General features: G+C 55.1%; 9 protein-coding genes. 2 read left to right on the top strand and 7 right to left on the bottom strand.

The window, feature by feature from the left end; translation table 11 throughout:
• Positions 1 to 72 precede the first annotated feature (72 nt).
• Together L2731_RS02505 and L2731_RS02500 are read left to right on the top strand one after the other, a co-directional pair.
• Entirely contained in the window at positions 73 to 747 is a 675-nt protein-coding gene (locus L2731_RS02505; RefSeq protein WP_249251689.1) for a response regulator, read from the top strand.
• Positions 744 to 2,075, top strand: a complete 1,332-nt coding sequence (locus L2731_RS02500) for an ATP-binding protein (RefSeq protein ID WP_249251688.1) — start codon at positions 744 to 746, stop codon at positions 2,073 to 2,075. The genes L2731_RS02505 and L2731_RS02500 overlap by 4 nt, the downstream gene beginning before the upstream one ends.
• 133 nt (positions 2,076 to 2,208) lie before the next feature.
• On the opposite strand, the gene L2731_RS02495 is transcribed toward L2731_RS02500, so the two are convergent.
• The 7 genes from L2731_RS02495 to L2731_RS02465 form a co-directional block, all read right to left on the bottom strand.
• Positions 2,209 to 3,009, bottom strand: a complete 801-nt coding sequence (locus tag L2731_RS02495; protein ID WP_220044176.1) for a DUF1338 domain-containing protein — start codon at positions 3,007 to 3,009, stop codon at positions 2,209 to 2,211.
• Between the two features lie 140 nt (positions 3,010 to 3,149).
• Positions 3,150 to 4,610: a succinylglutamate-semialdehyde dehydrogenase gene (gene astD / locus L2731_RS02490; protein WP_249251686.1), complete on the bottom strand. Its 1,461-nt coding sequence runs from the start codon at positions 4,608 to 4,610 to the stop codon at positions 3,150 to 3,152.
• A gap of 9 nt (positions 4,611 to 4,619) precedes the next feature.
• Positions 4,620 to 5,639, bottom strand: coding sequence for an arginine N-succinyltransferase (gene astA, locus L2731_RS02485; protein ID WP_041508380.1), 1,020 nt, complete (start codon positions 5,637 to 5,639; stop codon positions 4,620 to 4,622).
• 136 nt (positions 5,640 to 5,775) lie between these two features.
• Entirely contained in the window at positions 5,776 to 6,993 is a 1,218-nt protein-coding gene (locus L2731_RS02480; RefSeq protein WP_249251685.1) for an aspartate aminotransferase family protein, read from the bottom strand.
• 579 nt (positions 6,994 to 7,572) lie between these two features.
• The gene (locus L2731_RS02475; RefSeq protein ID WP_239852619.1) at positions 7,573 to 8,718 is read right to left on the bottom strand and encodes an HDOD domain-containing protein; all 1,146 of its coding nucleotides are present in this window, start codon (positions 8,716 to 8,718) and stop codon (positions 7,573 to 7,575) included.
• A 111-nt stretch (positions 8,719 to 8,829) separates the two neighbouring features.
• Positions 8,830 to 11,316, bottom strand: coding sequence for a S9 family peptidase (locus L2731_RS02470; protein ID WP_249251684.1), 2,487 nt, complete (start codon positions 11,314 to 11,316; stop codon positions 8,830 to 8,832).
• 169 nt (positions 11,317 to 11,485) lie between these two features.
• A complete protein-coding gene (locus L2731_RS02465) occupies positions 11,486 to 12,073 on the bottom strand; it encodes an anthranilate synthase component II (protein WP_249251683.1) in 588 nt (195 codons plus the stop codon).
• Positions 12,074 to 12,198: the final 125 nt, after the last annotated feature.

Genomic DNA, 12,198 nt, shown 5'->3' with positions numbered 1-12,198 from the left:
AATTCAGGCCGATGCGAGTTGGCCGCCTCCCTGTAGACAGAAGCGCCTCCTGCGCTAAGGTAGAGAAAGACGATGAAATTGCTGCTGGTCGAAGACAACACCCTACTGGTCGATGAACTTGCCAAACAGCTGAAACAGGCCGGCTATGTAACAGATGTCACAGACAGAGCCGCCGAAGCCGACTACCTGATTAAAGAAACTCATTATGATTGTGTCATCCTGGATATCGGCCTGCCCGACGGCAACGGACTCCAGCTACTGGAGACCTGGCGCAACCAGGGCATAAACACGCCGGTGATCATGCTCACCGCCCGCAGTCAGTGGCACGAGAAGGTTGAAGGCTTCAACGCCGGTGCGGACGATTATCTGGGCAAGCCCTTCCACAGCCAGGAGTTGCTGGCACGTATTCACGCCCTGATCAACCGCGCCCACGGCAAGACCAACAGCCCCACCAAGGAGCTGAGCTTCGAGGGCGTCACCCTGGACGAGGGCCAGCAGAGCGTCACCGTTGGCGAGCAGCAGTTCGAGCTCACCGCCATGGAGTTTCGCCTGCTGAAGATCTTCCTCATGTCGCCCAAGAAGCTGCTCTCCAAGGCGCAGCTCACAGACAAGCTGTATCAGTTTGACGATGAGAAAGAGAGCAACGTGGTGGAGGTCTATGTGACTCACCTGCGCAAGAAGCTGGGTAAGACGGCCATCGAGACCCGTCGCGGACAGGGCTATATCTTCCACGGCCTCAAGCCATGATATCGATCCGCACTAAGCTCAGCCTCTGGCTGTCGGCCTTAGTCATCATCTCCACCTTCGTGGCGATCGTCATCTTCGAGTCCATGTTACGCCAGGCGTTTCACGACTCTATCATCGACCGCCTCGAAGAGGATTTAGAACAGGTGTTGCTAGCTATTCAGTTCGACAACGGCGACATCAGCATAGATCCCAACCAGGTCTCTAACTTCTACAAGCCGGTCTATTCCGGGCGCTATTACCAGCTCAACCTCAAGGATATCGAGCTCAGATCCCGCTCCCTGTGGGATCAACGCCTGGAGATAGAGCCGCTCACCAAGGGCCAGACCCGGGTATGGCAGACCAAGGGACCGCAGAATCACGACATCCAGCTACTCTCCCTGGGGCTAAGCAGCGCCGATGCCAAGGTGCAGGCGACGCTCACGGTCGCCCAGGATCTCAGTATCGGCCGTCAGGTATTCTCCCAGGTCTACGGCACTAAGCTGTCGGTCAACCTGGCCATGTTGCTGGCCATGGTGGCGGGGATCTTCATTCTGCTAAGGCAATCCTTCAAGCCGATCAACGATATGCAGCGGGCACTGATGAAGCTCAGGGAGGGCGAGATCACCGCGCTGGATACCGGCAAGATCCCACCTGAACTGGCGCCACTGGCCCAGACCTACAACGAATTGTTGCAATACTCGAGTAAGCAGATGGAGCGCAGCCGCAACAACCTGGGCAACCTCAGCCATGGCCTCAAGACGCCGCTGGCGGTGATGCAGCAGCAGGTGGAAGTGCTGGGACTGAAAGATCCCGATGCGGCCGCAGCCATGCAGGCCCAGCTAGATCAGATCCACAAGATGATAGAGCGCAAGTTGGCGGCAGCGCGGATCACCGGCGACATGTTACCCGCGGCCCAGATGCAGCTGCCCAAAGATCTGCAGGATCTGGCGCAGACCCTTACTAAGGTGCACGGCCATAAGGCGATCGCCTGCCAGTTTAATCTCGATACCCACATCCACCGCCTACCCATCCATAGAGAAGATGGCATGGAGCTTATCGGTAACCTGCTGGACAATGCCTTCAAGTGGGCTGACAGCAAAGTGGCGGTGTCGACGACGCAAGCCGATGAGCAGATATTGCTGACCATAGAAGATGATGGCCCGGGCGTTGCCGACGAGGCCCTCAGCCAGCTGACCCAGAGGGGCAAGCGCCTGGATGAGGCGATCATGGGTCACGGCCTTGGGCTCTCAATCGTTAAGGATATTGCCGAGCAATATGAGATAAGCCTAGCCTTCGAGCATAGCCTGCAGCTGGGCGGACTGAAGATCACCCTAGGTTTTAAGGGATAGCCTTTAAAGGATACGTTTTAAGGGATAGGCTTTAACGGATAACTTTCGAGACCCAGTTAAAACAGCGCCTTTGGCGCAACAAAAAAGCCGATGCAGTGCATCGGCTTTTTGCTGTCAGAGATTCACCCCAGGATTAACCTGCGTTGTTGGTGCTCTCGAAGATCTTATCCGCAGAGGCCGCTACGAAGCCTGTGTATAGCTCGCCGTCTGCCTTAGGGTAGCGCAAGGCAAACTCGTAGAAACAGCTTGGAATCGTCTTCTGGACGTCTTTAAAGGCCACATTAACCTTGTCGGCCATGGTCGATGACTGCTCGAGCAGTACGTCCGCCGACCCTTTCACCTCACCGCCGACGCTGTTCAGCACGAAATCGCCCTGCTTCAGGGTGTCGTTCACCTCAAGGATGGTGTTGTATCCAGGCAGGTGGTTGATCGACACGGTAAAGTGGTTTGCGCGGTAACCAAACGCCGCCACCCATGCCGCGTACTCGCTCTCGGCCAGTAGCTGCTCGTAGGTCGCGTAATCCAGCTCCCAGTGACGGCCAGAGTAGAGGAAGTTATCCGCAGTAGTCGCGGCTTCATCCACCTGCTCTACCAGACCATGAACAATGGCTTGCAGCTCAGGGCTGAAGGCTTCGACCATCAGCTCAGAGATAAACACCTTAGGCTGAGTCGGATCCGGATGCTCGAAGTGCTTAGCCTTAAGCTTCTTGGCTTCGAAGTCGTAGTCGCCACAGGCCACATAGCCCAGAGACTCGAAATGCTTCGCCAGAACGCTCAGGTTCACCTTGGCAATGTTGAAGGTACGCAGGGCGATATGATCGTTGATGATGGTCTCACCCTTGGCCAATAGCTGGTGTACCTTGGCGGCTGAGGGGGTCATTTCAACATAGTCGTCCCATAGGGCGGCAAATAGCTGGTTTACATCGGTATGCATCAATTTCTTCCTTAACATCATCGTGTTACCGGTCGTTATCGCGCCGGTTTGTTTGTTTTCACGATATAAGTACAACGAGATTTTTCGTGTACGCCTATAAAAATGGGAGCAGACAAGACGCCCACTCCCATGCTTGTTTACTAAAGGGTCAGACCCGGACTCAGGCTGGCAGGCATGGCCAGGGCATCGGCCTCGACCGAAGCGACCGGATAAGCACAGTAGTCGGCGGCATAGAAGGCGCTCGCCCTGTGGTTACCCGAGGCGCCAACGCCACCAAAAGGTGCCGAACCTGATGCACCTGTTATCTGCTTGTTCCAGTTGACGATACCCGCACGGATACGCGCCAGGAAGTAGTCGTAGTCTTCGCGGCTGTCCGCCAGGATACCGGCAGAGAGGCCATAGCGGGTGTCGTTCGCCAGCTTGATCGCCTCGTCGAAATCTGTGTAGCGCACCACCTGCAGCAGTGGGCCGAAGTACTCTTCGTCTGGCAGCTCGATCACCTGAGTCACATCGATAAGACCAGGAGATACGAGGCCGGTACCGGCTTCCAGATGCTTAAGCTCAACCAACGGCGTACCGCCCAGGTTGATCAGGTTACGCTGAGCTTCCACCATGCCTTTGGCTGCGGCCTCAGAGATCATAGAACCCATGAATGGCTGTGGCTGCGCGTTCCAAGGACCCACCTTGATCTGCTTAACCGCCTCGGCGAGCTTAGCCAGCAGGGCATCGCCCTCGGCGCCCTTCTCCACGTAGAGACGACGGGCACAGGTACAGCGTTGACCCGACGAGATGTAAGCCGACTGAATGATATCGTGAACCGCAGCCAGGGTATCTTTAACGCCCTTGATGATCAGCGGGTTGTTACCGCCCATCTCCAGCGCCAGGATCTTACCCGGGTGACCCGCGTACTGCTGATGCAGGATATGGCCGGTGCGCGAACTACCGGTGAAGAAGAGGCCGTCAATCTGTGGGTGTGAGGCCAGCGCCTTGCCGGTTTCCACTTCCCCTTGAACCAGGTTGATCACGCCAACCGGCAGACCCGCCTTTTCCCACAGCTTAAGCATCAGCTCGGCCGTCTTAGGAGTCAGTTCAGATGGCTTAAACACCACGGTATTACCCGCCAGCAGCGCAGGTACTATATGGCCATTTGGCAGGTGGCCCGGGAAGTTATAGGGACCAAATACCGCCACCACGCCGTGTGGCTTATGACGCAGTACGGCGCGACCGGCCGGTGTATCGTTCTCTGTGGTGCCGGTACGCTTGTGATAGGCAGCAACAGACAGGCCGATCTTGCCGATCATGGCCGCCGCTTCGGTGGCGGTCTCCCACTGTGGCTTACCGGTTTCCTGAGCGATCACCTCGGCGATATCGCCCTTGTGCGCCTCGAGTTGATCGCGGTAGGCTTCGACAATCGCCAGGCGGGCGTCGAAGCCCAGCATGAACCAGTCGAACTGAGCGGCGCGCGCCGCCTCAACCGCTGCGTTAACCTGCTCTGGAGTCGCCGTCTTGCTTTCCCAGATAACTTCTTGATTTGCTGGGTTCTTAGAGACCACATCATGGCCCTGACCGGCAACCCACTGGCCGTTAATAAATTGACTCATTATAAATTCCTACATTGCCAAGACACGGATCTGTTCACCTTCGGCTACCAGCAGTGCACCGGCAAGCTCTGGAGAAAGAATCACCTCGTCGGTTTCGTCGCTGACCATCAGATTGGCCGAGGTGGCTCGGTAACCCGCTAACAAGGTATTTGAGATAATAAAACTACAGCTCGAGGCAGGCATCTCGCCCACCTTGACCGTCAGCAGACGACTCTCTTTCACCGAGCGGATATCGTTTAAGTTACATTCGACCGTCGGGCCGCCGTCGAAGATATCCACATAGCCGCGACATCTAAAGCCCTCTGCCTGCAGCAGGTTGAGCGCCGGACGAGTGTTGGTGTGCACCTCGCCGATCACCTTCTGCGCCTCTTCGGGCAATAGACAGACATAGACGCTGTTTTTCGGCATCATCTCGGCCATGAAGGCCTTCTGCCCCAGGCCCGACAGATAGTCGGCCTGCACGAAGTCTATGCCTAAGAAGTTCTTCTGCAGCCAGCCGTAGAAAGGCGAGTTGCCTTCGGCATCGCTCTCGCCACGCATCTCGGCGATCACAGTCTCACCGAAACGCTCGGCATGTTGTGCCAGGAAGAGGAAGCGGCTGCGGGACAACATGCGGCCATTGTTGTTCTTGCGGTAGGTATCACGCAAGAACAGAGTGCATAGCTCGGCGGCGCCCGTGTAGTCGTGACACAGGGTCAGGGTTTCCACCTCGTTGCGCACATCGATCTGTTCTGAATAGTAGACCTCTGTGCCCAGGCGATAGTGATAGAACGCATCGACCATGCCGACCGCGGCCTCGAGGCCACAGGTACCGACCACTTCGCCAGTCTCTGTGTCTTCCAGCACCATAAGATAACCCTCGTCGAAGGGCTTCTCGATCTCTTTGACGAACGAGGCCTCCACGCGGGCGATCTTATTTCTTAATAGTTCTTCATTGACGGGTAAAGACGTGAATCCATGACCTGACTCGATGGCGATCTGATACAAGGCATCGTAATCGCTCGATCGTATGGGGCGGATAATTAACATCTTCGGGTCTCCTCACTTGTCCTTGTCGTTCAAACGCAGACAGCCTTAACAATTAAGACCGACATGCCACGCTTGAGGTTCAAGTATTTCTTTCAGACAAAAAAGCGCGGCTGTTACCCCGCGCTTATGCCGTCGCTTAGCCAGCTACAACCTTGGCTACTGCACGTTCGAAACGAGCAAGCCCCTCGGCGATATCTGCCTCAGGGATAACAAGAGAAGGAGTAAAGCGGATCACGTTTGGACCGGCAACCAGGCTCATCAGGCCTTCAGCGATACCGGCAACCAAGAAATCTTTTGAACGACCCTGGTACTGCTCGTTAAGCACGGCGCCCAACAGCAGGCCTTGGCCACGAACCTCGGTAAACACATGGTACTTTTCGTTGATCTTGTTCAAGCCGTCACGTAGCAGCTGCTCGCGACGTTTAACACCATCAAGCACCTCAGGGGTATTAACTACGTCCAGTACCGCATTACCTATGGCACAAGCCAATGGGTTACCGCCGTAAGTCGAACCATGGGTACCTATCTTAAGGTGAGAGGCGATCTCTGTGGTGGTCAGCATAGCCGCGATAGGGAAACCGCCACCAAGCGCCTTAGCTGTGGTGAGGATATCCGGCGTGACTTCGGTGCGCATGTAGGCGTAAAGCTCACCCAGACGACCAACACCTGTCTGAACTTCATCGAAGATCACCAGGGCGTTGTGCTTGTCGGCCAGGGCACGTACGGCGCGCAGGAACTCGGGATCGGCGTCTATGATGCCGCCTTCGCCCTGTAGTGGCTCGAGCATGATGGCACAAGTCTTGTCAGATACCGTGGCTTCCAGCGCCGCGATATCGTTGAATGGTAGGTGGGTAATAGACTGTGGCTTAGGACCGAAGCCGTCTGAATAGGCCGCCTGGCCACCCACGCTTACGGTAAAGAAAGTACGGCCGTGGAAGGCCTTATCGAAGGCGACGATCTGATCTTTGTCGGCGCCGAACTTGTCCAAGGCGTAACGACGGGCCAGCTTAAGGGCCGCTTCGTTGGCTTCTGCGCCTGAGTTAGCAAAATAAACCTTCTCTGCAAAGGTGGCTTCAACCAGCTTGGTCGCCAGTGCCAGTGCTGGCTCGTTAGTCATCACGTTAGCCAGGTGCCAAATCTTCTCACCCTGCTCTTTCAAGGCGCCAACCAGCGCTGGATGACAATGACCCAGACAGTTCACCGCAATACCGCCGGCGAAGTCGACAAACTCTTTGCCTTCCTGGTCCCAAACACGGCTACCCTCACCACGGACAGGGATCACCGCCGAAGGTGCATAGTTAGGCACCATTACTTCATCAAACTGGGCTCGGGTTAGCTTTTGGTTTACGCTCATTCTACTCATCCTTTCAATGTTGCCGAAGGCTTCAATCGCCTGTCGTACCCGTCTTTTTCCGAAAAGCCAAGCCTTTCGGTGACGGTTATTTTGTTATCTAGGGGGACATTAATAGCGAAAACGTGATCAAAATACCAGTTCCTACCATATCGCCTTCTTAGCATGTGCATAACAAATGCATAAAGATTTGAGCTTAAAGGTTATACAAGCGTTTATAACCTAGCCTTGAGCATAAATAGTCAGAAAAAAAATTATCGACCACAATTCCGCGTAACAATGTGAATTTTATGAATATAAAGTCATGTTTTGACGTGGTCTGGATAGTAAAACATTTCCATAGCAAAGCATACTAAAACCATCGAAATGACTGCTCCTTCTCAAGAGCCGTGTTGACCATAGGCTCTGACTGGCTTCAATCAAGGATTAAAGACGATTGCTAGGCTCTGACGGAAAGCCGAATGATGCGATACATATCATTAGGATAGGTGACAAAAAAAAGGGGGGGAGGTAAGGAGAAGGCGCCGCGTTAAATCATATCTGGGGCGCCGGGATGATGAGCCATGCTCTACGCGCTATCGACTAGTAGAGATCTAGCTTACGGTAGTTCTGCCCCTTGAGACGGATCTGTTCCTGCTCGGAGAGCTGATAGTAGTCGAACATCATCTGCTTCTCCTTGGGCGAGATCAACCGCATCTCCTCGAGCATCAACACCTTGGCATAACAGCTAGCCCTAGCAACCAGGGCGGCCTCGGTGGAGAGCTCACTGTAACTCAGGCAAGTGTCCAGCTCTCTCTGGGTTTGCGTCAGACTGCTGGCCGAGAAATCGAGCAGCTCGGGCAAACGCCAGTTGAGGGTATGGGCATGGTGCAGCACCTGTTGATAGATATCCTCGGCGGGAAACTCGGTAGCCAATACGGCGTCATGTAGCTCCTTATCGCGACTACCACTGGCTTCCCTCAGCCAGTTGCCCCAGATATTCTCGTAGACCTTGGCACCATTCTTGAGCACCACTGAGATCCCCAACTGATAGAACAAGCTACTGGTGTAGGCCGTTGCCATGTCCTGCTCATTGAGCTGCGCCAGGGCCTTGGCGGCGATGCCGGTTATCATGGCGTAGCGCCACAGCTTGCGTGTGGTCCAGAGCAAGTTAGCATGCCCGGTTGGGAGCCAGTTACGCAGACAATAATATGGGATCAGAAGCCTGAGGTTTTCCACACCGATAAAGTTGAGTACCAGCTTTATCTCGGTCACCTTCACATCGGATCGCTGCTGGCGCTTATGGCGAAACGAGGGGCTGTTGACCATGTTGGTCAGATCCCGCGCCAGCCAGGGCAGATCGGCGATCAACAGGCGCAGCCGACTCAGATCCAGGTTCTTCTGCTGTAACAGCTCAAGTATCAACATCTGACTGGCGTTGATGCCCGAGTGCTGTATCAGCAGCTCTGGCGAGGCCAGTTGATTGTCCAGTGTGCTATTGACCGTAGTGATCAGCTGCTTGGACACCGCCTCGAACACCTGCCTGGCCTGGATCTGCTTTGAGAGGCGCTCAAACACGGCGTCACGCTCGATGGCGAGCTTATTGGCGTCGTTCTCCAGTTCTCTATCTAAGTCATCAAACATGGAGGCCACGGCCTTCTGCTTACCTTTGATGATCTGTTTCAGAAGCCTGTGTTCGATATCTATGATGATCCCCGGACGGACCCCGCCGGCAATGGACTTTGCCACCTAAGCTGTTCTCCTCAGCAATCTGGATGCTTAAGGCATATATTACACCAAATCCCTGACTTAACAGTGATAAGTTAGCAATAAAAAGGGCCTCTATTGAGGCCCTTGTCGTTATTTCAGTTCTTGCTCGAACAACTTGAAGATACGGCGGTATTCATCCAGCCAGCTCGATGGCTGACGGAAACCGTGAGGCTCGACCGGATAGATGGCGGTCTCGAACATCGGCTTCTCCAGCTCAATCAGGCGCTGCACCAGACGCACGCTGTCCTGGAAGAAGACGTTGTCGTCCAGCACGCCACTCATCACCAACAGCGGCTTCTGCAGCCCCTGGGCGTGTTCGATAGGCGAGCTACGCTCATAGGCGATGGCATCCACATCAGGCGTGTTGAGGATGTTAGAGGTGTATGGCGCGTTGTAGTGCGCCCAGTCGCTCACGGGACGTAGCGCGGCGCCGGCCTGGAACAGCTCTGGCTCGGTAAACAGCGCCATGAAGGTCAGGAAGCCACCGTAAGAACCACCATAAGTGCCCACTCGCTGGCCATCCACATGGGTATTGGCCACCATCCAGCTCACGCCATCTTTCAGATCTTCCACCTCTGGATGGCCCATGTTGCGGTAGATCGCCGTACGCCAGTCACGGCCGTAACCTTTAGAGCCGCGATAGTCCATGTCCATCACCACATAGCCTTGTTGGGTCAGCAGGTTGTGGAACATAAACTCTCGGAAGTAGCCTGAGAAACCATAATGGGCATTTTGCAGATAGCCGGCGCCATGGTTAAAGATCACCGCAGGGTACTTATCGCTGCGTGACTTATCGAAGCCCTGTGGCAGATAGACCCTGGCATAGACATCGCCCGCACCATGGCTAGATGGCACCTTAACCACCTCTGGGGCCTGCCAAGGGTATTGCTTGAAGGCATCCGAGGTGTAGTGGGTCAGCTGCTTTAGCTCACCGCCAATCGCCTGCACATAGAGTTCGCTCGGCTGAGTACGACGAGAGGCCTTGAGTAGCAGCTTGCTGCCATCTGGGCTCAGGCTGTAATCCAGCTGACCATCCCACTGGGTGAGCTGCTCGCTCTGACCGTCGGCGATTTTGACACGATAAACATTGTCGATGCCCGGGTGGTCTTTGTTGGCCTTGTAGTAGATATACTCGGCCTTAGGGCCTAGGGTAATATCGCTGACCACATACTTTCCCTGAGTCAGGGCCTGTGGCTTGGCGTCGCTGGCCTTAAGGTAGAGGTGCGAATAACCAGTCTCTTCCGAGAGGTAATAGAGGGTATCGCTCTCTGGCAACCAGCCGAACTGGTTGAAGTTATAGTTCACCCAGGCATCGTCGTGCAGCCTGTGCTGGGTCTTGAGCGAGCCCGACTTGAGGTTGAGGGTCGCGATCCATCTGTCTTTGTTGTCCACAGCCTCGAGCATGATGGCGACCTTGTTGTCCTTAGCCTGCCACTGCATGGCGCTCTGGGTCCAGCCCCAGTCCTGCATCAGCTGCACCTTACGCGGCGCCTTCTCACTCTTATAAGTCTCGCCCTTGGCCTTGGCATTTTCTGCCTTCACCGAGGCCAGAACGTCTTCATCGAACCCCGTGAGCCCTTCGATGGTGATGTCACGCTTCTCATGCTGCTCGAGATCCAAAAGTACCAGACGCTCGCCGGGATACTTATCTTCGGCCACACGCGCCCTTGCAGGTACGGCATCCACATAACCCTGACTACCCAGGTAGTTAGGCATGATGTCATGCTCGGCCCGCCAGCTGTAGTTCTTGTCCACCAGTGACAGCAGCAGATAGCGGCCATCCGGTGACAGGCTCATCTGCGAAACTGTCTCCTCGTCACCCAGGTACCAAGTCTTGGCGCTCATGGTGGGATCTTGCTTGGCCAATTCCGCCTGATACTGCTCTTTCTCTTTCGCCTGAGTCTGCTTGAGGGCGACATATTGGATCAGTCTATGTTGCTGCTTGGCGATATAGCTGCTTGGCGCCTCGACCCCTTTAGGCTGCTTGGCCATCTTGATGTTGGCGATCTGTTCATACAGGTCAGTGTCGCCGTGAATGCGGAACACCTGATCGCCCTGCCAGTAGGCGATATCGCCATTGGTGAGGAAACGTACCCCGTCCACCTTAGTGTTTTGGCGGGTCAGCTGCGAGACTTTCCCGCTAAGCAGATCTTTAACAAACAGGTTGCCCTGATAGATATAGGCCTTACGGGTACGCGCCTCGTCAAACACGCCATACTGCTGATCCGCCTGGTGCAGGGCATCCAACGCTAGCTTAGCCGCCTCTGTCGAATTAAGTGGCTGTTGATAATAGTCCAGCAGCGATGATTGATGTGCCTGGCGCGCAAAGTAGACCGACTGGCTGTCGTCGCTCCAATACTCGCCCTTGGCCAGGATCCCCATCCAATCCGGGTTAGCCATAATCTGCTTGAGTGTCAGGGCCTGATCCACGCTTGGCGGCGTGGCTAACGCCACCTGAGTGCTTGCCTGAGTGTTCGCCTGAGTCTGTTGAGTATCGGTTGAAGGGGTGGCTGCACAGCCCCCCAAGATGGTGAGGGTCAAAATGCTGAGACCAAATCCACGAAACGCGCCCGTCATCGTCCTTCCTTATGATTTATATCGTCAGGGCAAAGCCCCAACCTTGTTATTTTGCTGCCTTTTATATCACAAAATGGCGGAGGGACGGGGATAAGGTCGGGATAAAACTTGTAACAGTTTGAAAAAGAATGGGCCTAATTCGCTCGTGGCACTAGGCTCGAGCACTCTTTTAGTTACTGGAAGGAATGCTCTGCTTGACGAAGTTTGCCAGCAGCTCGAGTCCCTGCTCGGTCAGGATAGATTCTGGGTGAAACTGCACGCCGAACAGGCCTAGCTCGGGTCGACTCATGGCCATGATCTCACGGCCGTAGACGGGGTCGTCGAACCAGGCATCCAGAATAAAGTCATCGGGCAGCCGCTCAACCAAGAGTGAGTGATAACGGGTGACGGTGAGCGGTTGATTCAGCCCAGCAAACAAGCCTTCGCCTGTGTGAGCTATGGCACTTGTCTTGCCATGCATCACTCGCTTGGCCCGCACCACCTGAGCGCCGAAGGCCTGGGCGATCGCCTGGTGACCGAGACAGACCCCCAATATGGGCAGCTTACCGGCAAAGGCCTCTATCGCCGCCAGCGAGATACCCGCCTCATTGGGAGAGCATGGGCCGGGGGAGATCACCAGTCTGCTTGGTGCAAGCGCCTTAATCTCCTCGAGGCTGAGTTCATCGTTGCGCCTGACGACTATCTCCTCCCCCAGCTGCTGAAAATACTGCACCAGGTTGAAGGTAAAGGAGTCATAGTTGTCGATCATCAGGATCATGGATAAATTGCTCGTATGAATTGGGTGTGAGTTGCGCCAAATTTTTCTGGCGCAGATGCTAACACAGAGTCCAGACAGGATCATCCATTCTACTGACGCCTGGCGCATACCGAGCTCGACTCGAT

Origin of the sequence: Shewanella aquimarina (genome assembly GCF_023349185.1) — a bacterium.
Classification (GTDB): domain Bacteria; phylum Pseudomonadota; class Gammaproteobacteria; order Enterobacterales; family Shewanellaceae; genus Shewanella; species Shewanella aquimarina.
The sequence above is the reverse complement of the archived record's forward strand: the minus strand, read 5'-3'. Positions and strand labels throughout refer to the sequence as shown.

Excerpts from the sequence above, each read along its gene's own strand:
- L2731_RS02470 (WP_249251684.1), bottom strand. The coding sequence starts at position 11,316 with ATGACGGGCGCGTTTCGTGGATTTGGTCTCAGCATTTTGACCCTCACC.
- L2731_RS02500 (WP_249251688.1), top strand. The coding sequence starts at position 744 with ATGATATCGATCCGCACTAAGCTCAGCCTCTGGCTGTCGGCCTTAGTC.
- L2731_RS02495 (WP_220044176.1), bottom strand. The coding sequence starts at position 3,009 with ATGCATACCGATGTAAACCAGCTATTTGCCGCCCTATGGGACGACTAT.
- L2731_RS02480 (WP_249251685.1), bottom strand. The coding sequence starts at position 6,993 with ATGAGCGTAAACCAAAAGCTAACCCGAGCCCAGTTTGATGAAGTAATG.
- astA (WP_041508380.1), bottom strand. The coding sequence starts at position 5,639 with ATGTTAATTATCCGCCCCATACGATCGAGCGATTACGATGCCTTGTAT.
- L2731_RS02505 (WP_249251689.1), top strand. The coding sequence starts at position 73 with ATGAAATTGCTGCTGGTCGAAGACAACACCCTACTGGTCGATGAACTT.
- L2731_RS02465 (WP_249251683.1), bottom strand. The coding sequence starts at position 12,073 with ATGATCCTGATGATCGACAACTATGACTCCTTTACCTTCAACCTGGTG.
- astD (WP_249251686.1), bottom strand. The coding sequence starts at position 4,610 with ATGAGTCAATTTATTAACGGCCAGTGGGTTGCCGGTCAGGGCCATGAT.